The 22,851-nt window shown below is 52.8% G+C and carries 19 protein-coding genes; 14 read left to right on the top strand and 5 right to left on the bottom strand.

Going from position 1 to position 22,851, the window contains the following annotated elements:
* Positions 1–223: 223 nt before the first annotated feature.
* The gene (locus AC07RN_RS16775; protein ID WP_478336871.1) at positions 224–1,483 is read right to left on the bottom strand and encodes a dicarboxylate/amino acid:cation symporter; all 1,260 of its coding nucleotides are present in this window, start codon (positions 1,481–1,483) and stop codon (positions 224–226) included.
* Positions 1,484–1,915: 432 nt separating this feature from the next.
* Between AC07RN_RS16775 and AC07RN_RS16770 the strand changes: the two genes are divergently transcribed.
* From AC07RN_RS16770 to cheZ, 11 genes are all read left to right on the top strand, one after another.
* A complete protein-coding gene (locus tag AC07RN_RS16770) occupies positions 1,916–2,485 on the top strand; it encodes a Csu type fimbrial protein (RefSeq protein WP_478336870.1) in 570 nt (189 codons plus the stop codon).
* 14 nt (positions 2,486–2,499) lie between these two features.
* The gene (locus tag AC07RN_RS16765; RefSeq protein ID WP_015959463.1) at positions 2,500–3,048 is read left to right on the top strand and encodes a Csu type fimbrial protein; all 549 of its coding nucleotides are present in this window, start codon (positions 2,500–2,502) and stop codon (positions 3,046–3,048) included.
* Between the two features lie 16 nt (positions 3,049–3,064).
* Positions 3,065–3,826, top strand: coding sequence for a fimbrial biogenesis chaperone (locus AC07RN_RS16760; RefSeq protein WP_015959462.1), 762 nt, complete (start codon positions 3,065–3,067; stop codon positions 3,824–3,826).
* The gene (locus AC07RN_RS16755; RefSeq protein ID WP_478336869.1) at positions 3,802–6,186 is read left to right on the top strand and encodes a fimbria/pilus outer membrane usher protein; all 2,385 of its coding nucleotides are present in this window, start codon (positions 3,802–3,804) and stop codon (positions 6,184–6,186) included. Before AC07RN_RS16760 ends, AC07RN_RS16755 begins: the two co-directional genes overlap by 25 nt.
* On the top strand, positions 6,183–7,148 hold the full coding sequence (locus AC07RN_RS16750) for a Csu type fimbrial protein (RefSeq protein WP_478336868.1): 966 nt from the start codon (positions 6,183–6,185) through the stop codon (positions 7,146–7,148). The genes AC07RN_RS16755 and AC07RN_RS16750 overlap by 4 nt, the downstream gene beginning before the upstream one ends.
* A gap of 84 nt (positions 7,149–7,232) precedes the next feature.
* A complete protein-coding gene (gene tar / locus AC07RN_RS16745; RefSeq protein ID WP_015959459.1) occupies positions 7,233–8,900 on the top strand; it encodes a methyl-accepting chemotaxis protein II in 1,668 nt (555 codons plus the stop codon).
* A 43-nt stretch (positions 8,901–8,943) separates the two neighbouring features.
* Positions 8,944–10,545 (top strand): methyl-accepting chemotaxis protein IV, encoded by a 1,602-nt coding sequence (gene tap, locus AC07RN_RS16740; protein WP_478336867.1) that lies wholly within the window; start codon positions 8,944–8,946, stop codon positions 10,543–10,545.
* Positions 10,546–10,564: 19 nt separating this feature from the next.
* Positions 10,565–11,431: a protein-glutamate O-methyltransferase CheR gene (cheR, locus tag AC07RN_RS16735; RefSeq protein ID WP_015959457.1), complete on the top strand. Its 867-nt coding sequence runs from the start codon at positions 10,565–10,567 to the stop codon at positions 11,429–11,431.
* The gene (locus tag AC07RN_RS16730) at positions 11,428–12,477 is read left to right on the top strand and encodes a protein-glutamate methylesterase/protein-glutamine glutaminase (RefSeq protein ID WP_015959456.1); all 1,050 of its coding nucleotides are present in this window, start codon (positions 11,428–11,430) and stop codon (positions 12,475–12,477) included. Before cheR ends, AC07RN_RS16730 begins: the two co-directional genes overlap by 4 nt.
* A 16-nt stretch (positions 12,478–12,493) precedes the next feature.
* Positions 12,494–12,883: a chemotaxis response regulator CheY gene (cheY, locus tag AC07RN_RS16725; protein WP_015959455.1), complete on the top strand. Its 390-nt coding sequence runs from the start codon at positions 12,494–12,496 to the stop codon at positions 12,881–12,883.
* A 10-nt stretch (positions 12,884–12,893) separates the two neighbouring features.
* Positions 12,894–13,538 carry a protein phosphatase CheZ gene (gene cheZ, locus AC07RN_RS16720; RefSeq protein ID WP_015959454.1) on the top strand — a complete coding sequence of 215 codons (645 nt, stop codon included), beginning with the start codon at positions 12,894–12,896 and terminating at the stop codon, positions 13,536–13,538.
* A 45-nt stretch (positions 13,539–13,583) separates the two neighbouring features.
* Here the strand turns inward: cheZ and AC07RN_RS16715 are convergent, their stop codons facing one another.
* The 4 genes from AC07RN_RS16715 to AC07RN_RS16700 form a co-directional block, all read right to left on the bottom strand.
* The gene (locus AC07RN_RS16715) at positions 13,584–14,738 is read right to left on the bottom strand and encodes a fimbrial protein (RefSeq protein ID WP_478336866.1); all 1,155 of its coding nucleotides are present in this window, start codon (positions 14,736–14,738) and stop codon (positions 13,584–13,586) included.
* Positions 14,728–17,283, bottom strand: a complete 2,556-nt coding sequence (locus AC07RN_RS16710) for a fimbria/pilus outer membrane usher protein (RefSeq protein ID WP_478336865.1) — start codon at positions 17,281–17,283, stop codon at positions 14,728–14,730. The genes AC07RN_RS16715 and AC07RN_RS16710 overlap by 11 nt, the downstream gene beginning before the upstream one ends.
* Positions 17,284–17,294: 11 nt before the next feature.
* Positions 17,295–17,981 carry a fimbrial biogenesis chaperone gene (locus tag AC07RN_RS16705; protein WP_478336864.1) on the bottom strand — a complete coding sequence of 229 codons (687 nt, stop codon included), beginning with the start codon at positions 17,979–17,981 and terminating at the stop codon, positions 17,295–17,297.
* 129 nt (positions 17,982–18,110) lie between these two features.
* Entirely contained in the window at positions 18,111–18,686 is a 576-nt protein-coding gene (locus AC07RN_RS16700; RefSeq protein ID WP_478336863.1) for a fimbrial protein, read from the bottom strand.
* Between the two features lie 513 nt (positions 18,687–19,199).
* Between AC07RN_RS16700 and flhB the strand changes: the two genes are divergently transcribed.
* Genes flhB through flhE form a run of 3 tightly spaced genes read left to right on the top strand, consistent with a single transcriptional unit; the run spans position 19,200 to position 22,811 of the window.
* On the top strand, positions 19,200–20,348 hold the full coding sequence (flhB, locus tag AC07RN_RS16695) for a flagellar biosynthesis protein FlhB (RefSeq protein WP_015959449.1): 1,149 nt from the start codon (positions 19,200–19,202) through the stop codon (positions 20,346–20,348).
* A complete protein-coding gene (gene flhA / locus AC07RN_RS16690) occupies positions 20,341–22,419 on the top strand; it encodes a flagellar biosynthesis protein FlhA (protein WP_478336862.1) in 2,079 nt (692 codons plus the stop codon). Before flhB ends, flhA begins: the two co-directional genes overlap by 8 nt.
* Positions 22,419–22,811 carry a flagellar protein FlhE gene (gene flhE, locus AC07RN_RS16685; protein WP_407439975.1) on the top strand — a complete coding sequence of 131 codons (393 nt, stop codon included), beginning with the start codon at positions 22,419–22,421 and terminating at the stop codon, positions 22,809–22,811. Before flhA ends, flhE begins: the two co-directional genes overlap by 1 nt.
* Positions 22,812–22,851: the final 40 nt, after the last annotated feature.

Raw genomic sequence — 22,851 nt, 5'->3', positions numbered from 1 at the left:
CTGATACTGGCCCGGTACGACAGACGAAATCATCGTATAATCCGGGCCGATTAAGTCAAAAAGTGTTACCTATGTGACCGGTCAGATCTGTAACCCATGTGACCGGTTCATACACGATAGCCCCCTTTACACGTTCACCGCAGCGAATGTGAAGGTTCTTCCAGAAGCTTTAGTGAACGGAATTTTCCACGGTTACGCCAAAGGATTGGCGAAAAACGCCAGATTACGCTTCCTGCTCCAAAAGCTCCGGCGCCTCCTCCAGCAACCCCTCATTCTGCGCCAGCATCGCAGTCGCAATCCCATTCCCCAGCACATTAATCGCCGAACGACCCATATCCAGGAAGTGATCGATTCCCATCAGTAGCAAAATCCCGGCAACCGGAATATGGAAACTCGGGATGGTGGCGGCCAACACCACCAGCGCAGAACGCGGAACGCCGGCAATGCCTTTTGACGCCAGCATCAGGGTCAGCATCAGAACGGTGACTTCAGCGAAACTCAGCTGAATATTGTACGCCTGGGCGATAAACATCGACGCAAACGAGCAATACACCATTGAGCCCACCAGATTAAAGGAATATCCGATCGGCAGAACAAACGAGACGATATTGCGCGAGCAGCCGAAGCGCGTGAGCTGTTCCAGCGTTTTTGGATAAGCCGCCTCAGAGCTGCTGGTGGTAAACGCCACCAGCACAGGATCTTTCAGCATACTGACCAGGCGGAAAACCTCTTTCTTCAGCACCATATATCCCACCGCCAGCAGCACCAGGCAGGTGAGGAGAATGGCAACATAATACCCGCCAATAAACGACGCGTAGTTCAGCAAAATCCCCAGACCCTGCGTGGCGATGACCGATGAAATGGCGGCGAAAATGGCCAGCGGCGCAACGTACATCACATAGCCCGTGACTTTCAGCATGATATGGGAAACCACATCGAGTGCGGCAACTAGCGGGGCGTTGAATTTCTCGCCCAGGGACGCGCCACCAATCCCGAAGAACATCGAAAACACGACAATTTGCAGGATTTCGTTATTGGCCATCGCCCCGGCAATACTGGTAGGGATGGTGTGCGACAGGAACGCTTTTAGCGACATCCCGCTGACAGCCAGCCCCGTATCGACAGACTCAGCGGGGATCGCCAGGTTCAGGCCGCTGCCCGGTTGTTCGAGCGTCACAATGAATAATCCCACCAGAATGGAGAGCACGGAGGAGCTGATAAACCACACCATCGCTTTGCCGCCAACGCGCCCAATGGTTGAGGTTTCGCCAAGTCTCATGATCCCCACTGTCAGGGTGCTGAACACCAGAGGCGCGATAACCATTTTAATGAGACGAAGAAAAATATCGGTGAGGAGTGTGATGTTATCAGCCCAGGTCGCTATGGCGCTGGCCGATGCGTACTCGTGAATCGCTGCCCCTGAAAGAATACCCGCCAACATGAAAATCACGATGAAGAGCGTGAGTTTGTTTGCACTTGCCACGAAAAAATACCCTCTGTTATGCAATGAAGTGGTTGCCGCACGCTGAGTTATATAATTTTTTTATTTCAACGCATCTAAATATTCATCACATAAATTGAAGTAAACCGAACCTGCATACAACTATTTTTTAAGATTTATTATTTTAGTTGCTCTTGCGAGATCAATATATTGTGACGTACGTCACAGAATAATGAATATATCTTTAAATTCAGAGGATTTAACCGCTTGATAATAAATGTAACATATTGTTTTATCATGAAATAAACCGTAAATCAGGCAATAGTCGTAGATAAAAATAGGTAGGTGGTTGAACCCGCCTCCGTAAACTAAATTCTCAATAACTGCTCATCAGAAATGTTAAGCGGTGCTAACAGATTGAGTGTTATCAATAAAATACGAAAAGCGAAGGCAACATTTTCTGGAGGGCAGTAAATGAAAAGTAAACTCCTTCTGATATGTACGGGTGGATTATTGGCCCTGGCGGCGCAAAATGCCGGGGCAGTCACCAGCAGTGGGACCATTGGTGCAACGTTAACATTGACCAATGGTTGCCTGATCAACGGCTCACCGACACAAAACGGCATTAACTTCGGTAGTCTGGACTTTGGCACGCATCCCGCCACATTTTCGACCCTCACGACCCAGCTCGCCGGGGCCAGCGGCGGGAATACCTTTACGATCCAATGTACAACGGCCAGTTATTCGGTCGCGATCACCGGCAATACCAACTCCACGGCACCGGGCACAGTCGTCGGCACGCCTGGCACGCCAGCGCGGTATCTAGTGAACACCTCCAATACCGCTCAGGGCGTCGCCTACAGTCTCTTCAGTGACAGCGGGTTCAATAACATTATCGCGAACAACGCGCCTATCCCTGTGGCATCCACGACAGGGGGCATCGACAGTTACACCTTGTATGGACGAATTACGGGGGGCGGCAACAGCGTTACCGTCGTACCGGGCACGTATACCGACACCATTAACGTTAGCGTGACCTACTAGCACAAGCGCCGGAAATGACGGAAGCGATTCCAGATCTGCGACCATTCGCAGAGGGAAAACTGCATGCTTTTTTTGCCCTGACGGTGTGCCTTTTGTGCACTCCGTTCGCGCAAGCTGTTACCACGCAGTCATTCCTGGTTGCCGCGACCATCACGCCAGGGTGCTCGGTGACGGCAGGAACCGGTGGGGTATTGGGATCGCTGAATTTTGGTACGCGCTCAGGGGTGGCGACCGGTCAGGTGAGCACCAGTTTTGTCCCCAACGGATCGTTATCTATCGCCTGTACGCCGGGTGTCTCGCTGAGTATGAGCATTGATGGGGGCCAGCATTACGCGTCAGTGCGTCGGATGCAGCGTGCCAGTGGAACGGACGTAGTGGCGTATCGGCTTTACAGCAGCAGTTCGCTAGCTGCCAATAGTGAAATTGGGGTCAACCAGGCTATTCCAGTGACCTACACCAACAGCAACAATATTGCGTTACCGCTTTTTGGCGTGGCGCTTTTGACGGGATTCAGCCCCGCAGGCACTTATTCAGATCAACTCACCGTGACGCTGTCGTGGTGAAACAGGGAGAAGGTTGATGAAGGCATCTTTTTTACGCTATGGCGTACTGAGTTTAGGGGTGATGTTTGCAGCCATGACGGGCAGGACACACGCGGCGGCGACGATTCTGCTCTGGCCAATTGACCCGTGGCTCTCTGCTGACACGAAAGCCACGGAATTGTGGATCCAGAATCAGGGTAACACTGCTACCACCATGCAGGTACGCATCGTGCGATGGAAGCAGGAAAACGGGTATGAGCGCTACTCGGCGCAGCAGGATGTGGTTGCCAGCCCGCCGATTGTCACTATTGGCAAAGAGGGCAAGCAGTTAATTCGTCTTATCAAACAAAACACAGTCCCGATGGGTGTCGAGCAAGCCTACCGCATTATTGTCGATGAAATTCCCCAGCCAAATGACAAATCCCAGCCCGAGATTGGCCTGAAAATCCAAATGCGTTATTCCATTCCGTTGTTCGTGTATGGCCAGGGTATTCCGACCATTAAGGAAGGGGCGCATCACGCGCTGGTTGATCCGAAGAATCTGAGCTGGCGGATCATCCAGGAGGACGGAAAACCTGCGGTGCAGGTGCGAAATCAAGGGGATATTCACGTCCGAATTAGCCACGTGACGATGCAGGAAGGAGGGCAGAAGCGCACCGTCGCCGACGGGTTATTGGGTTACGTGCTACCGCACAGCACCCGCAGCTGGCCGCTGCCTTCCGGGTTACAGCGACCTCACCAACTCAGTGCGCAAATTAATGCCAGAGATACACAATGGCAGTCTGCGCCCGTCAACTGAAACGGACGATGATCATCCTGCTGTGCGTGTCGACGAGCGTCTGGGCTACACCTGGCGACGACAGTTTACCGCCCCCGCCAGATGCGCAGGCGATGAACAACGAAGCCGTTTTTCAGCTTTCGGTGGTGATAAACCACTACGACACCGGGCTGGTGGTTCCTGTCACGCAGCGTGATGGCACCTTTTTTATCTCCAGTGCCGATCTCTTGCGCGCCGGTCTACCGCCTGAGCAGGTGCCAACGGGGGACGTGAATCTCTCGCAGCTGGCTAACGTGCGCGTGGAGTATGACAGTGCCGCTCAACGTCTGTTGCTCACCGTACCCCGTGAGTGGATTTCCGCGCGCGTAACGCCCTTCGGCGGGCAAACCAGGCAGAGCACACCACAGTTTGGCCGCGGCGCGTTGCTGAATTACGATCTCTACACCAACCATACGGAGCACCTTGGCGGTCAGGCCTCGCTGTGGCATGAATTCCGCTATTTCAACGAAAACGGCTCCCTCTCTTCAACGGGCTATACCCGCAAAAGTTTTACCGGGAATAACAGTCAGGAAGAGGGCTACGTGCGGTATGACACCACCTTGATGGTGACCAACGAAGAGGACGCCACCACCTGGACCGCCGGGGATGTGATCAGTGATGCCGTCAGCTGGAGCAGCAGCGTGCGCATGGGCGGCATCAGCTATGGACGTGACTTCTCACTGCGCCCGGATCTGGTGACCTGGCCGCTGCCCGAATTTTCAGGTGAAGCCGCCGTACCCACATCAGTCGATCTGTTCATCAACGGCTATCGCTCGGGTTCGACACAATTACAGCCTGGTCCTTTTACGCTGACCAATCTGCCGTATATCAACGGTGCCGGGGATGCTGTGCTGATCACCACCGATGCGCTGGGACGTCAGGTGAGTACGACCATGCCGTTTTACGTCACCAGCGAATTGTTAAAGCAGGGGCTGAGCGACGGCGCGGTGACGCTGGGCAGCCTGCGACGCAATTATGGCATAAAGAATTTTGACTATGGCCCAGCGGCGGGCAGTGGTTCGTATCGCTACGGCCTGACCGACTGGCTGACGCTTGAGGGGCACGGCGAAGCGGCCGAAGAGCTGGCGCTGGGCGGCGCAGGGACCATCGTCAAACTCGGACGCTATGGGGTGGTCAACTCCTCTTACACACACAGCCGCCTGCGCGGGGAAGAAGGCGGGCAAATTAACTGGGGTTATCAATACAGCACCAGCGCATTCAGCCTGGCCACGCAGCACTCGCGGCGCGATCGGGGATACGGCAATCTGGCGCTTTACGATCAGCCCACAATTTATGATGAAAAAAATCAACCCATTGCCAGCCTGAGTCGGAATACCGACCAATATTCGCTGACCTTTAACCTGGGCGATTTCGGTAATATCGGCGCGGCGTGGATTGGCGTTGAGAGTTTTGACAGCCAAAAAACCGAACTGTTGAATCTGTCGTGGAGTCGTAATTTGTGGGGGAGTAGCAGCCTCTATCTGGCGGCCAGCCGCGATCAGCAGCGCGGTGACTGGACGGTTGCCATGTCGTTACAAATCCCGCTTGGTGATCGTGATAGCGCCGCGGTGACGTTTGAAAACACGCCTGATTCGGGCAGCACGCAGCGCGTGAACTACAACCACTCCATGCCGACGGATGGCGGGTTGAGCTGGAATATGGCGTGGGCGAACCAATCCCAGTCGCGTAACTATCAGCAGGCCTCGCTGGGCTGGCGTAATAACAATATCGAGCTGCAGGGCGGCGGTTACGGCGAGCAGGACCGGATGACCTGGTGGGGCGAAGCGATGGGCTCGATTGTGCTGATGGATGGCGAGCTGTTCGCCGCAAACAAAATCAACGACGCATTTGTGGTGATCAGCACCGACGGGCATCCCGATGTGCCCGTAAATTACGAAAATCAGCCTGTCGGCAAGACGAACAATAACGGCTATCTGCTGATCAGCGGTGTCTCGGCCTATTATCCGGCTAGCTACAGTATCAATACGCTGAATTTACCGGCTGATACGCGGCTAAAAGAGACCGAGCGCCGTGTCGCTATCCGTCGCAACAGCGGTTTTCTGGTGGATTTCCCGATGGAGCAAGAGCGGGTGGCCAGCGTGATTCTTCATGATGTGGATGGGGCCGCTATTCCGGTAGGGAGTCAGGTCAGACGCGCGTCTCGCAGCACGGCGGTGGTCGGGTATGACGGCATCGCCTGGCTTGAAAATTTGAATAATGTGAACCCGCTGGAGGTGCTTCTGCCGGGGGGCAAGCGCTGTCATGCCACGCTAACGGTTGGCGCGAATCCTGAACATAAATTGCAAACCTTCGGCCCGCTGACCTGTCGGGAGAAACCATGAAACGCCTGCTGCTGTTACTCCTGCTGCTGATGACATCAGGCGGCAGTTGGGCGGTATGCAACGTGAGTACCGTCAACGCGTCGTTTGGGAGTGTCACCTCGTTTGCTCTTAGCGGGGCAGGAGAGGTCGAAACGACGGGCACGCTGGTGGTGAGTTGCGATGCGGTACTGAATTTATTGACGAACGATTCGGTGACGCTGAATTACACCTCGGCAACCGTGTCGGCAAACAGCCGCGCGACCATGAAGCGCACGGATAACGCGGCGATCACAGATGTGATCCCAACGCGATTATGCGGGTTGACGGGGTGTTCGGCCAGCACTGAAGTGCAAATCGCAAAAGCCTATACCTGGAGCGGCAGCACGCTGCTCAGCCTGCTGGGCGCAAAACAATACAATATACCGCTCTATTTCCGCACCGTGCCCGGACAAAACGTTACGGCGGGGCCGTATCAGGTGGTCTTAATGTTTAGCATTAACTACAACGTCTGTTCAGTCGGTGCGGTGGGGATTTGTCTGACGCCGCAAACCGGGACGGCGACGACTAGCATCACGCTCAATATGAACGTGACCAACGACTGTAGCGCGATGACCACGCCAAACGTCAATTTCAACAGTGCACCGCTGGTGCAAAATTTCCCGACCATTTCTCAGGCGGTATCCGTGACCTGCACCAAAGGAAGCGTATACACGATTGGCATTAACAATGGTGCCAATTCCCTCAATGGCGTGCGCAGAATGGCGAGCGGAAATAACTTCATGAGTTACGATATTTACAAAGGCGCAACAAACAACCGCTGGGGGGGAAGCGGGACGGAACGTTGGGCCAGCGAAGCCTCGTCGCAAGTCAGTACTGACGGGCTTTTACGCACGTATAACTACACCGCCAAAGTCCTCACCAACCAAGCCACTCCCCCTGCCGGAACCTATAACGACACCCTGATCGTTGACGTCACGTTCTAAGCGCACGCTTTTCCCTTTCGCAAATGTAAAGTTCCTGCTACCCGTGCCGATAACACCGTTAATAAAACTTAGAGAAGGTGTTGTATGTTGAACCGTATCCGCGTAGTCACAATGCTGATGATGGTGCTGGTCATTTTCGCACTTTTGCAGCTTATTTCCGGTGGGCTGTTTTTCTCATCTTTGAAACAAAATCAGGAGAGTTACACGGCCGCAAACGATCTGCGTTTGCAACAACGTGAACTGACCTCGGCCTGGGACCTGATGCTGCAAACGCGTATCAACCTGAGCCGTTCCTCCGCCCGTATGATGATGGATCCCAATAATCAGCAGAGCAGCGCCAAAACAGACCTGCTGAAAAATGCACGAGGCACGCTGGCGGATTCGGCGAAACACTACGACGCTTTTAAACAAATTACGCCTCAGCCAGCAATGGAGCAGGCGAGTCTTAACATTGATGAAAAATACAAAAACTACGCGGCCGGGCTGGCAGAGCTGATTCAATTCCTGGAGAGCGGCAATACGGATGCGTATTTCGCCCAGCCGACTCAGGGAATGCAAAATGCCCTTGGGACAGCGCTCAAAGAATACGATACCGCCAGCAGTCAGCAATATCTCACGGCACTCACAGAAACCCGCGACGATTACCGCTTTGCCAAATGGCAGATGGCGATTCTGGCGTTGGCTTTGGTGATTGTGCTGGTCGGCGTTTGGTACGGCATTCGGCATATCTTGCTGAATCCTTTGGGGAACGTCATCGGCCACATTCGTGAAATCGCCGGTGGTGATCTTACCAAAAAGCTGACGATTTCCGGGCGTAACGAAATCACTGAACTGGCGAGCAGCGTGGATCACATGCAGCGCTCACTGACGGACACTGTGGCCAATGTGCGCCAGGGGTCAGATGCGATCTACACCGGTACCAGCGAAATCGCGATGGGCAACAACGATCTCTCCTCCCGTACTGAACAGCAGGCCTCCGCACTGGAAGAGACGGCCGCCAGCATGGAACAGCTTACCGCTACCGTGAAGCAAAACGCCGATAACGCCCGTCAGGCGTCCCAGTTGGCGGAAAGAGCGTCGGAAACGGCGCTGCACGGCGGGAAAGTGGTGGATGGCGTGGTGAAAACTATGCAGGAAATCACCGGCAGTTCGAAAAAAATCGCCGATATCATCAGCGTGATCGATGGGATTGCCTTCCAGACCAATATTCTGGCACTGAACGCAGCGGTTGAAGCGGCGCGTGCCGGTGAACAAGGTCGTGGGTTTGCCGTCGTTGCGGGTGAAGTGCGTAACCTTGCGAGCCGCAGCGCAAATGCGGCAAAAGAAATTAAAACTCTGATTGATGACTCTGTTTCACGCGTCAATACCGGTTCAGTGCTGGTTGAGAGCGCGGGTGAAACGATGACGGACATCGTTAACGCGGTGACTCGCGTGACGGACATCATGGGCGAAATTGCCTCGGCGTCTGATGAACAAAGCCGGGGGATCGATCAGGTCGCTCTGGCCGTACAAGAAATGGATCGCGTTACACAACAAAACGCCGCGCTGGTGCAGGAGTCCGCTGCGGCGGCCGCTGCACTGGAAGACCAGGCGAGCCGTCTGAAGATGGCCGTCTCGGCGTTCCGCCTTACCTCTACGCCTGTCAATACGGATACGTCGCGTGCAGTTTTTGCCGGGACGACGTCTGCCGCTGTGGTGAAAAACACCCGTGCGACAGCCCATGGAAAAGAAGAAAACTGGGAAACATTTTGACTGAAATTTAACTGCGGCAGATTGCCGCTTGATGGGAGCGTGGATGTTAAATCGTATTCGTATCTCGACCACACTGTTTTTAATTCTGATCCTTTGCGGTGTGTTGCAGGTTGGCAGTAACGGGTTGTCTTTTTGGGCTTTTCGCGATGGCTATCAGAACTTACAGGAAGTTGAGACGAGTAATCAGCAACGCTCCACGCTCGCACAAACGCGCGCGGTGCTTTTGCAGGCCAGCACTGCGCTGAACAAAGCGGGCACATTAACCGCGCTGAGCTATCCGCCTGATGACATTAAGGCGCTGATGACCACCGCGCGCGACAGCCTGAAGCAGGCGGAAGCACAATTTAAAGCTTTTAGCGAGCAGGAAGCGGTCAGCGAAAAAGGGAAAGCGCTGACGGCAGAGATGCAAAAGGGTTATACGCAGTGGCACAGCGATCTGGAGCATCAGGCGACCTGGCTTGAGAACAATCAGCTGTCGGATTTCTTGACCGCACCGGTACAAGATTCCCAGGCGGCATTTGATAAAAGCTTTAACGCCTGGCAGCAGGATATTAATCAGTTTGTGGCAAAGGCCAGCGGGGAGAGTCAGACCAGCTATCACATGTCGGGCGTGATTTTTGCCACGATGGTGGTCCTGGCGGCACTGTTGACAGGGGCTTCGTTGCTCTGGTCGCGCAGAATGATCGTACTGCCGCTGGCGATTATCAGCAGTCATTTTGACAGCATCGCGAAAGGCAATCTGGCGCGTCCGGTTTCGGTGTATGGCAAGAACGAAATTTCGGCCATTTTTGCCAGTCTTAAGGCCATGCAAGGTTCACTGCGTGAAACCGTGACCGATGTGCGTCAGGGCAGTTATGCGATGCACACCGGTATTTCAGAAATTGCAGCGGGGAATAACGATTTATCCTCGCGTACTGAACAGCAGGCGGCCTCGCTGGCGCAAACGGCGGCCAGCATGGAAGAGTTAACGGCGACGGTGAGCCAGAACGCCGATAACGCCCGTCAGGCGTCCGACCTGGCGAAGCAAGCGGCACACACCGCCAAAAAAGGTGGCGATCAGGCTTCGCACGTTGCGACCACCATGCAGGACATCGCCACCAGTTCGCAGAAAATTGGCGACATTATTAGCGTAATCGATGGGATTGCGTTTCAGACCAATATTCTGGCGCTGAACGCCGCTGTCGAAGCCGCGCGTGCCGGAGAGCAAGGCCGTGGTTTTGCCGTGGTCGCCGGTGAAGTACGTAACCTCGCCAGCCGCAGCGCGAACGCGGCAAAAGAGATAAAAACGTTGATCGAAGAGTCGGTTTCTCGTGTTCAGCAGGGATCGGGACTCGTCGATACCGCCGCGCGCACCATGACGGAAATCGTCACCTCGGTCACGCGAGTGAACGACATCATGGGCGAAATTGCATCCGCCTCTGACGAACAGCGTCGCGGGATTGAGCAGGTCGCTCTGGCCGTAGCGCAAATGGATCAGGTAACGCAACAGAACGCTTCGCTTGTAGAAGAAGCGGCCGCCGCTACCGACCAGCTCGCAAATCAGGCCGATCATCTGACAAGTCTGGTTGCGGTATTTAACGTGAAAGAGCAAGTCGAAAAAGTAGCAGAAGCCGGACGGTCGCAGACCGTGCCAGTTGTATCCTGAAAGTGATTAAGAAGGCGCCATGACAACACCACAGCCCTCGGGCCAATCGTCATTATTGTTGCAAATGACACAGCGCCTCGCGCTGTCCGACGCGCATTTTCGTCGGATATGTCAGTTAATCTACCAGCGTGCTGGGATTGTGCTCGCCGATCATAAGCGAGACATGGTCTACAACCGACTGGTTAGGCGCTTACGTACCCTTGAGCTTGATGACTTTGGTCGTTACTTGAGCATGCTGGAGGCCAATCAGAACAGTGCAGAGTGGCAGGCATTCATTAACTCGCTGACCACAAACCTGACGGCGTTCTTCCGCGAAGGTCACCATTTCCCGGTGCTGGCGGAGCACGCGCGTAAACGCGGCGGCGAGTATCGTGTCTGGAGTGCGGCTGCTTCTACAGGTGAAGAGCCGTATTCACTGGCGATTACGCTCGCTGATACGTTGGGAATGGCGCCTGGACGCTGGAAAGTCTATGCCAGCGATATTGATACCGAAGTGCTGGAAAAAGCACGCAACGGTGTGTATCGCCTTGAAGAGCTGAAAACGCTGTCACCTCAACAGTTACAGCGTTATTTCATGCGCGGTACCGGGCCTCATGAAGGGCTGGTTCGCGTGCGTCAGGAACTGGCGAATTGTGTTGAATTTGCCTCGGTGAATCTGCTGGATAAGCAGTACAACGTGCCGGGTCCGTTTGACGCTATTTTTTGTCGTAACGTAATGATTTATTTTGACAAAACGACGCAGCAGGACATTCTGCGCCGCTTCGCCCCGCTGCTTAAGCCGGATGGCTTGTTGTTTGCAGGGCACTCGGAGAACTTCAGCAACCTTGCCCGCGAATTTAGCCTGCGTGGACAAACGGTTTATGCGCTGAGTAAGGAAAAAGCATGAGTAAAATAAGGGTGTTATCTGTCGATGATTCCGCGCTGATGCGCCAGATCATGACGGAAATTATCAACAGTCATAGCGATATGGAGATGGTGGCCACTGCCCCCGATCCTCTGGTAGCGCGTGATTTAATTAAAAAATTCAACCCCGACGTACTCACGCTGGATGTGGAAATGCCGCGTATGGACGGCATTGATTTTCTTGAAAAATTAATGCGTCTGCGCCCAATGCCTGTGGTGATGGTCTCTTCTCTGACGGGGAAAGGCTCAGAAATCACCCTGCGTGCGCTGGAGTTGGGGGCGATAGATTTCGTCACTAAACCGCAGCTCGGCATTCGTGAAGGGATGTTAGCGTACAGCGAAATGATCGCTGAGAAGATTCGTACCGCCTCGCGGGCGAAACTGACGGCACATACGCCTGTTTCGGCTCCCGTGGCGATTAAAGCTGGACCGCTGCTGAGCTCCGAAAAGTTGCTGGTGATTGGCGCGTCAACCGGAGGAACAGAGGCAATTCGCCATGTACTCCAGCCATTGCCGCTTTCAAGTCCCGGTATTCTTATTACCCAGCATATGCCGCCAGGCTTTACCCGTTCGTTCGCTGAGCGTCTGAATAAGCTGTGTCAGATTAGCGTGAAAGAAGCGGAAGACGGCGAACGTGTCCTGCCGGGTCATGCGTATATTGCACCGGGTGACAAACATATGGAGTTGGCGCGCAGTGGCGCTAACTACCAGATCAAAATTCATGACGGACCGCCGGTTAACCGGCATCGTCCGTCAGTGGATGTGCTGTTTCATTCGGTGGCGAAACATGCGGGGCGCAATGCCGTTGGGGTTATCCTGACGGGAATGGGCAACGATGGTGCGGCCGGAATGCTAGCGATGCATAAGGCTGGCGCATGGACGATTGCGCAGAATGAAGCAAGTTGTGTGGTGTTCGGCATGCCGCGCGAGGCCATCAATATGGGTGGCGTGAGCGAAGTGGTCGATCTTAGCCAGGTAAGCCAGCAAATGCTGGCGAAAATCAGTGCCGGACAGGCAATACGTATTTAACGAGGAGTGTAGTTTTATGGCGGACAAAGAGCTCAGATTTTTGGTTGTGGATGACTTTTCCACCATGCGTCGCATCGTACGCAATCTGCTGAAAGAGCTGGGTTTTAATAACGTTGAAGAAGCAGAAGACGGTGTCGATGCGCTGAACAAACTGCAAGCCGGTGGCTTTGATTTTGTTATTTCTGACTGGAACATGCCTAACATGGATGGTCTGGAACTGCTGAAAACAATTCGCGCTGACGGCAATATGTCTTCTCTCCCGGTTCTGATGGTGACAGCAGAAGCCAAGAAAGAAAACATTATTGCGGCAGCACAGGCGGGCGCGAGCGGTTATGTGGTTAAGCCATTTACTGCTGCGACCCTGGAAGAGAAACTCGGCAAGATCTTCGAGAAACTCGGCATGTGAGGTGCTGGTGATGATGCAATCTTCTATTAAACCCGTTGACGCACTTTCGCCCAACGACATAATTGTTCGCATTGGTAGCCTGACGCGCATGCTGCGTGACAGCTTACGCGAACTAGGCCTGGATCAGGCTATTGCCGAAGCCGCCGAAGCGATTCCTGATGCACGCGATCGTCTGGATTACGTAGTTCAGATGACCGCGCAGGCCGCAGAGCGTGCGCTGAACAGCGTTGAAGCGTCGCAACCCCACCAGGATGCGATGGAAAAAGGCGCGAAATCGCTGAGCAAACGTTGGGACGAGTGGTTCGAAAACCCAATCGAACTGACCGATGCACGTGAGCTGGTGACGGATACGCGTCAGTATCTGGGCGAAGTGCCGGATCATACCAGCTTCACCAATGCTCAGCTGTTGGACATTATGATGGCGCAGGATTTCCAGGACCTTACGGGCCAGGTCATCAAGCGCATGATGGATGTGATTCAGGAAATCGAACGTCAGTTACTGATGGTGCTTCTGGAAAACATGCCGGAACCCGCATCACGTCCGAAACGCGAGAATGAAAGCCTGTTGAATGGCCCGCAACTCGATACCACCAAGGCGGGCGTTGTTGCCAGCCAGGATCAGGTGGACGATTTGCTGGACAGCCTCGGGTTCTAATTATTGCGATTTATACGCAGGTTGTTTGCGCAACCTGCGTAAAACTTAACGCAAATCCATTTTTACCGTGACGTTCCCTTCAAACTTGCCCGGCTCCGGGCTTTTACCAGTGGTGCTGACGGGTGCGGCTTTAATGCGCACGACACCATTTCCTTGTTCGTCCATCGGGACCGGGAATTCGAAAGTGCCGTCCAGGGCAACATTCTGATTTGACTCGCTGAATACTCTTACCCCAACGTCATCCTTATCAAGCATTTTGGCAACCAGCGGATCGCTGCTATCGACCACACCCTGATCGGCGGTCAGTGTGAGTTTGATTCGATCGTTATTCCCAACCGCGTTACTGTCGCAGTGATAAGAAATGTCGACATTTTTTAGGGGGTATCCCTGAGGTGGCCGACTCTTGCCACTAAATTGTTTGCTCACAATATTACCGAAATCGACCTCAATCGTACTGCCTTCATTAATGGTGCAACTCAATGGCGCGGAGAGGGAACCGCTCAGCCAGATATTTGACACCTGCTGCGCGTTGCTGACATCGCAACTTCCTGAACCGAAATAGAGGCACGTGTAGTTTTGCACGACGAGCGTAGAAGGAATCATCTCTTTACCGATAATCGGTTTTTTGATGTAAAACGTCGCGCCAATCACGTTCAGTTTGAATTTTCGTTTTACAGCCGTTGAGCCACTCGGGCGCGTGTTTTCACTACACACGCTCGCCGTTCCTTCTGTGGTTTTGATGTTTTCAATCGTCTTAGACATTGATGACAGCTGCGTGGGATATTGATTGATATTCAATCCAAACAGGCCTTCACCGTCCGGTGAATTCACTGCATCCGTATAACCTTTAACGTCAATATCAACTTTATCAGTAAGATATCCATATCCGTTTGTCCCTCCCGGCAATGGGCTACCCGCTAGCGTTAATTCGAGCACTGAACTCGTAGCGGACATACTTCCAGGGCAACTACAGTTGGCCTCCATTTCCATCCCTCCGCCGACGAGATGTTCTTGAATGTCCACATCGTGATTAACGGTATTTTCGCTGGCGTTTAACTCGCGGTCATAGTTGATGTTGTATTCTTGTGGCGCGCCAAAGCAGTCATGCAAGATGGTTACTGCTTGCGCTGAAGCCGAAAAGACGAGACTAAGCACCGCACCTATGAAGGCGCGAGAAAGGGTTTTCATATCAGTTAACATGTTTCATTTCCTGCTGACAAATTGCGCGGACGGAGCGAATGCCTGTTGGATTTATCGCATTTTTCGATGAATCCAATGACGCGTTGGCCGTGCATTGCTGGTTTGGGGAATTACCCCATTTAACATCGAGCTGCACGCTGTCCGATACGCCGGCAAGATAGAGTGTGCCTGTCTCGTCAACGATACCGCTGATAACCGGTGACCGTGCAGTGGCGATTGCGCCAAATGGAACTGTTTTGCCATCGTTGCGGGTTAAGGTAATCAACGTGCGGTAACCGACGTGAGCATCAAAACGGGCGACGACACCGGCATTGCGCGAAGGAATGACGGTGACCGCTGTATCTGAGGTATCAACATCCTCAGGCAGGCTGGTAGTATCAATGCGGATACGGTTTTCCTGATATGGGCTCAGCGAAGTAATGATGGCATTTCCCTGCCAGTCCGTCTGAATGCCACGCTGGTTCTGGAAACGGACACCAGATGCATGGTTCGCATTGACAATAGCGAATTGGCTTCCTAATGGCTGGGCAAGTGTCACCCCCAGAGGATGCGCCACCACTGCGCCGCTCACGCCATAGCTGAGTTGCTGGGAATTATCTGAAGAGTAGTAATAGCCTGCGTTGAGATTGGCATACTGCGAGCGATAACTGCCGTAAACACTGCTGGTATCATCCCCATCGTGGTTTGAGTGGCTCTGCTGAAGTGAATAGCTTAAGCGCTCGTCTTCAAGCAACGTGCCATTCACTCCCACATTTTGTCGTGTGTCACCATGTTTACTGTTGCTTATGTTATAGCTGCTCCAGGCGCGTGGGAGCCATTGACTAAGCGGCATACTGAGGCCGAAAGAAACCATCTGGTCACTTTCATTGTCGTTGGTTTCACTGTAGGTGTACGCCAGATGGTAACTGATGCTTCTTACAACGGTATTCAGTCCGGCAGAAATGCTGCGTTCAGTCTGCGAGGTTTGCCAGTAATCCTGTTGGTAGCCATTCAGATAGAGGCTGACGTCGTAAATTTTCTGACTGATACTCGCCTGGATGCGGTTACGCTTGTTATAGCGAAACAGGTCATCCTCTTCATGCTGATCATATTTTTGTGTGGCATCAGCAAAACTGTAGTAACCACTGGTTGAGTAGCGATAACTGGCCAGGGTGAAGTTAGTATCTGTGGCATCCACTTTGCCGGAGTAAAGCAGGCGATATGACTGGCCGGTGCTTTTCTCATCATTATCGAGCTTCGCTTTAGCGAGCGTGACATCTGCAGAAATTGACCCCAAAGTGCCGAGCGCGATACCACTACCGGCATTAGCCGCTTGATAATCCTGCGATGTGGTCACGCCACCGAAGACGGTGAAGTAGTTATTCACACCATAGATGAGACTGCCCTGAGCGAAGACCGGCTCATTTTGATCGCTGCCACTATCAGCACGGTAGCGTGCTGCGGTGAATTCATACTTCATTTGATGGGGGCGTTGCATAACGGCGACGCTGGAATAGGGTTGGGTGAAGCGATGTTCAGTACCGTCAGCTTCTTTTACTGTGACTTCGAGATCGCCGCTGTTGGTCGTAGAGTAAAGGTCATCAATGGCAAAGGCTCCCGGCGCGACATTTTGCTGGTAAATAAGATAGCCGTTCTGGCGCACCGAAACTTCTGCATTTGAACTCGCAATTCCGCGGATCGTGGGCGCATAGCCGCGCTGGCTATACGGCAGCATCTCTTCATCAGAAGCAATATTAATACCGCGATACTGCAGGCTGTCAAAAACCTCTCCGCGCGTACTGCTCTCACCGCCGGTAAACTGTGCTTTCCATGCGTCGATGTCATGTTGCAGATAGGTATTAATGGTATCCCAACTGTTGGCATCGTCAGTTTTGCTCCAGGTGGAATAGTTACGCACGCGCCAGCCTCCGAGATTCGCGCCGTTGCGTATATTCAGATACTGATTGGTTGTCCTACTGCGCGAGTTATCCTCACTTTGTGATCCGGAAAAGCTGTAGTCGACAAAGGCCACCGGTGCACCGTCGTCCCAACGTGAGGGATCGATGTAATCTTTGCCATGACTGCTTATCGCCGCTTGTGGAATGCTGAGGTTCAGCGTCATCACAGAAAAATCGAGCTTCGCTGCCGCCTGAGGAATGTAATCACCCAGTGATTTTTCCAGAGGGCTGGTGGCCGCCTGGGATGCAAGCGGGGGATATTTATCAACATCGACCCCCCATTTGCGCAGCATTTCAGGTGTCAGTTGTGGAACGAGAGCGCCACTTTTATCGCTGAGATAAGTGATGTCGACAGTATCTATTTGGCTGTCGTTAATTTTGACCTTTGAGGAGTAGACCCCAGGTAATTGAGCATTGGATTTTGAAAACAACGACAGATCGATATCCTGCTGCATCAGCATGTCGCCCTCCAGTGAAGAAGGGGAGAAACGATATTCTCTGGCATGAGTCACAGCCGAAGCCATCATCAAAAAACCGCCTAAATAACGGACAATCGGATTAAAGCGCAGGCGGCGCTGGCTAAGCGGGGAACAGAGTCCACGGGTCATTTTGTTTCGTCCTAAGCCAGTGTAAATGAGAATTGCGTTGAGGCATTACCGTAATCCGTGATGCAACGCCAACTGACGTTTGTTCCGGTAACACCTTCGGGAATAAGGATGCTGACGCTTGACTGAGGACTGACCTGATCGGCTTTATCAATCTTCGTGTTACCCACCTTGAGGTTATCGAAGATGCTGTAGTAATCGCCGTTATTCACTACGGTCAACATGTTGCCACTGCGCGTAAAACGAAGTTGTTTACAGGTATCACTGGGAGTGCCTTTCAGGCCAGCGGGGCGCCAGAAGAGTTTCAGTCGTGTTTTGTAAATTAAGCGCAGGACGTTTTTATCATCGTCTTCCTTTGCTGTTGCCGGGATGGTGCGAATGTTCATGTAGAATAGCGATTCTTTATTTTCAGGCAGCGCGGCACCGTTCCAGGCAATACGAAGGCTCTGCTCCTTTTCCGGGTCCAGACGAAATAAAGGGGGCGTGACAATGAAGGGACCACGTGTTTTTCCATCACCCGTATCAGTCCAGGATTGCACCAGCCATGGCAGCGAATGATCTTTATTCACAAGCGGGAGAGCGATCTCTTTTTTACCCGCTTCATAAATGATGCGCGTGCGCCCAATCTGTATACCTGCAGCATGACTTATAGTGCTCGTAATAACCGGAATGCATAATAATAAAAGCGACGAAATACGCATCAAAACTCCCTTTTAATGAATTTGTATCTCAAGGGAAACGATAGTCCGAATAAGCTTTCGGACTATCGACATAACTATCCCCTAAAGAAGTGCTACTAAAATGTATGTTTTATGAATAAGGGGAGGGTATTAACGATAAAGAATATTCACTGTCAGGTCACCATCGGCTGGGCCCGCAGTCACTTTTTCTGCGAATGATTTATATCGTGCATTAAAGTCAGATTTAATGGTGTCTCCTTTTATGGTCGGAAGATCAATGTAGACCTGTTCCTCTTTGCCATCCATAGAGATAAGCTGTGTGTCTTTACCATCAGGGCTGATAGCGATCCCAACTCCAGTCGCTGCAGTATCCCCTACAGTGGTGATTTTGCTCACATCTAATAACGTAGCTGAGCCAGTGAGCGCAGAAGGGCCATTAAATGTTAATTGAACTTTTGCTAAGCCATCACTAGTAAGTGGGCAATCTGCGAGAGTGATTGAAAAGGGTACCAATGTGGATTCGACACCGGTAGCGGTGAATAAGCTAGTGGTATAGGTTCCGAGAGGGACTGTGCTATCCGTGCCATCATCACCTTGAATAGTACAGCTTGGTTCTATAATTTGGCCGGTAAAATGGATAGTTCCGGCATTTGTTTCTGCCGCACAGGCGCTGCCGGAAATAATCGCCAGCATAGTGGCGGCAATGACATTTTTCCTTAAATTCATAAGCTGAAGCTCCGTGCGATTTATATCCAGTAGTTGAATGTGTTCGTTGGGATTTATATAAACTTATTTCACCCCAGACCTCAGTATACAACTTTGTTTATTTCTGGAAAGGGGGTGGTTAATAACTGGAAGTTTTAATGGGTTATTTAAAAGTGGTTGTAATATAACCTTTTAGGGCTTTGGCATTACTCTGTGTTATTAATTTTGCATGGGGCATAGTTAATAAGTATAAATCGAGAGGTTGTTTTTTTTATTTGTTGATTTAACTTAGGGGTGATGTTGCTTTAATGTTTAAAATCGTTAGTGAAACAGTTCATTTCTTTTATGCGTTCTAAGCAGTTAAAGGAAGTAATAATAACTATCGCTCCAAATTTGGAGTGTATAGATCGTTCCGACCGTCATCTTTGCTTCGTTAAACGGGACAAAAAGGACAAGTTATATGAGCTTTTCCCGCCATTGGTCAGCCGAGGCTCTGGCATGATAAGCCTGACGAAATGGGCAGCGAGCAAGACAGTGGCAGACGATAGCGACGACAAAACAGAAGCCCCTACACCCCACCGACTAGACAAAGCGCGTGAGGATGGGCAAGTCCCCCGATCCCGAGAGCTGACATCCCTGCTGATTTTAATCGTAGGAGTATGCATCATCTGGTTCGGCGGCGGCGCGTTTGCCAACCGGCTGGCGGGTATGCTCTCGGCCGGGCTACGCTTCGATCACAGTATCGTCAATGACCAAAATTTGATCCTCAGCCAGATAATCCTGTTGATTAAAAACGCGATGATAGCGTTGTTACCCTTGATCAGCGGAGTCGTGCTGGTGGCACTGGTATCGCCAATAATGCTGGGTGGTCTGATATTCAGCGGGAAATCGCTGCAACCCAAATTCTCCAAACTTAACCCGTTCCCGGGCATTGCAAAGATGTTTTCAGCGCAAACGGGTGCGGAGTTGCTTAAGGCGATCCTTAAGTCAACGCTGATGGGCAGCACTGCTGGGTTTTACCTTTGGCACCATTGGCCAGATATGATGCGCCTTCTCAGTGAATCCCCGCTAACCGCCATGCGTAATGCGATGGATTTAGTGGGTTTCTGCGCGGTACTGGTGGTACTCAGTATTATCCCCATGGTTGGATTTGATGTGTTCTTCCAGATCTATAGCCATATCAAAAAGCTGCGTATGTCACGCCAGGATTTGCGCGACGAATATAAACAGATGGAAGGCGATCCGCATGTTAAAGGGCGTATCCGCCAGATGCAGCGCGCCGCCGCGCGCCGCCGCATGATGGAAGATGTGCCGAAGGCTGACGTTATCGTCACTAACCCGACGCACTATTCTGTCGCTTTAAAATACGACGAAAACAAAATGAGCGCGCCAAAAGTGGTCGCGAAAGGGGCGGGGCTTATCGCGCTGCGCATCCGAGAAATTGGAAGTGAGAACCGCGTGCCGGTACTTGAAGCACCGCCTTTAGCGCGTGCGCTTTATCGTCACGCTGAAATTGGTCAGCAAATTCCGGGGCAGCTCTATGCTGCCGTAGCGGAAGTGCTGGCATGGGTATGGCAATTGAAACGCTGGCGTTTAGCAGGCGGTCAACGACCTGAAAAACCTGGCAATCTTCCGGTGCCTGCAGCACTGGATTTTTTGAACGAAAAGGACACTGATGGCTAATTTGGTGGCGATGTTGCGCCTGCCCAGCAACCTGAAATCGGTACAATGGCAGATCCTTGCCGGGCCGATTCTCATCCTGCTAATTCTGTCGATGATGGTGCTGCCGTTGCCAGCATTTATCCTCGATCTGCTTTTCACCTTCAACATTGCTCTGTCCATCATGGTGCTGTTGGTGGCGATGTTTACCCAGCGTACGCTGGAGTTTGCTGCGTTCCCAACCATTCTGCTGTTCACAACGTTACTGCGCCTTGCGCTGAACGTCGCGTCCACACGTATCATTCTGATGGATGGACATACCGGCGGTGCGGCAGCGGGTAAAGTGGTTGAAGCATTTGGCCACTTCCTCGTGGGCGGGAACTTTGCCATCGGTATCGTGGTGTTCGTGATCCTCGTTATCATCAACTTTATGGTTATTACCAAAGGTGCGGGACGTATCGCGGAAGTTGGCGCGCGTTTTGTACTGGACGGGATGCCAGGCAAACAGATGGCTATCGATGCCGATCTAAACGCCGGGTTGATTGGTGAAGATGAAGCGAAGAAACGCCGTTCTGATGTGACTCAGGAAGCTGACTTCTACGGTTCCATGGACGGTGCGAGTAAATTCGTTCGTGGTGATGCCATCGCCGGCATCCTGATCATGGTGATCAACGTGGTGGGCGGTTTGCTGGTCGGCGTGCTGCAACACGGTATGGATATGGGCCATGCAGCGGAAAGCTATACGCTGCTAACGATCGGTGACGGCCTTGTGGCGCAGATTCCGGCCCTCGTCATCTCCACTGCGGCAGGTGTTATTGTTACCCGCGTAAGCACCGATGAAGATGTCGGTCAGCAGATGGTGACGCAGTTGTTCAGCAACCCGAATGTGCTGATGCTCTCTGCTGCTGTGCTCGGCCTGCTGGGTATGGTGCCTGGCATGCCAAACTTCGTCTTCTTGCTTTTCACCGCAGCACTGCTAGGCCTGGCCTGGTGGTTACGTGGGCGTGAAAGCAAGCCTGCCGCCGAAGTCACTCCTGTCAAAATGCCGGAAAACACCCAGGCGGTTGAAGCAACCTGGAACGACGTCCAGCTTGAGGATTCCCTTGGGATGGAAGTGGGCTATCGTTTGATTCCGATGGTTGATTTCCAGCAGGACGGCGAACTGCTCGGGCGCATTCGCAGTATCCGTAAAAAATTCGCTCAGGATATGGGTTTCCTGCCGCCGGTGGTGCACATCCGTGACAACATGGATCTGCCGCCAGCACGCTACCGTATTCTGATGAAAGGTGTTGAAATTGGCAGCGGTGACGCCTATCCAGGGCGCTGGCTGGCCATCAACCCTGGCACTGCGGCAGGAACGCTGCCCGGTGAACAAACTATCGACCCGGCATTTGGCCTGGCGGCGATCTGGATTGAAAGTGCACTCAAAGAACAGGCGCAGATCCAGGGCTACACGGTTGTTGAAGCCAGCACCGTGGTTGCGACACACCTTAACCATCTTATTGGTCAGTTCTCGGCGGAACTCTTTGGACGCCAGGAAGCGCAACAGTTGCTCGACCGCGTCACGCAAGAGATGCCAAAACTGACTGAAGATTTGGTGCCTGGTGTGGTGACATTAACCACGCTGCACAAAGTGCTGCAAAACCTGCTGGAAGAAAAAGTCCCGATCCGCGATATGCGAACCATTCTGGAAACGCTGGCGGAGCATGCTCCACTGCAAAGCGATCCGCACGAACTGACCGCTGTAGTACGTGTCGCGTTAGGGCGCGCAATCACTCAGCAGTGGTTCCCGGGGACGGGAGAAGTGCAGGTTATCGGTCTTGATACACCGCTTGAGCGTTTGCTTCTGCAGGCATTGCAGGGCGGAGGTGGCCTCGAGCCTGGCCTTGCCGACCGACTGCTGGCCCAAACGCAGGAAGCGCTTTCGCGTCAGGAAATGCTCGGCGCACCGCCGGTACTGCTGGTGAACCACGCGCTTCGTCCGCTGCTTTCACGCTTCCTGCGCCGCAGTTTGACGCAACTGGTGGTGCTCTCGAATATGGAACTGTCGGATAACCGCCATATCCGTATGACGGCGACAATCGGAGGAAAATAATGCGCAAATGGCTTTTGATTTTACTTTTCCCGCTGGTGGCGCAGGCCGCCGGAGAGGGGTCATGGGAGGCGAGCAGCATTGGGATCACGCTCAGTAACCGTGGCGTCTCGGCATCATCGCGACCGCTTTCGGCACCGGAGCCGGTTTCAGGGCTGATGACGCTGGTGGCCTGGCGCTATCAACTTATTGGCCCCACTCCCGCAGGGCTTCAGGTTCGTTTATGTTCTCAGACGCGCTGCACTGAACTGGACGGAGAAAGTGGTACAACGCGCGGACTGGATGGCGTTCCCGCCATCGAACCGCTGCGTTTCGTCTGGGAAGTTCCGGGCGGGGGACGTTTGATTCCTGCACTCAAAGTTCAAAGTAACCAGGTGATCGTTAACTACCGCTAGTTGCCTGCCTTTTCACCAGCCGTTGGAAGAATCTGACGGC

This window comes from Lelliottia sp. GFLA7 (assembly GCF_056490165.1).
This window is presented reverse-complemented; position numbering and strand designations above follow the sequence as displayed.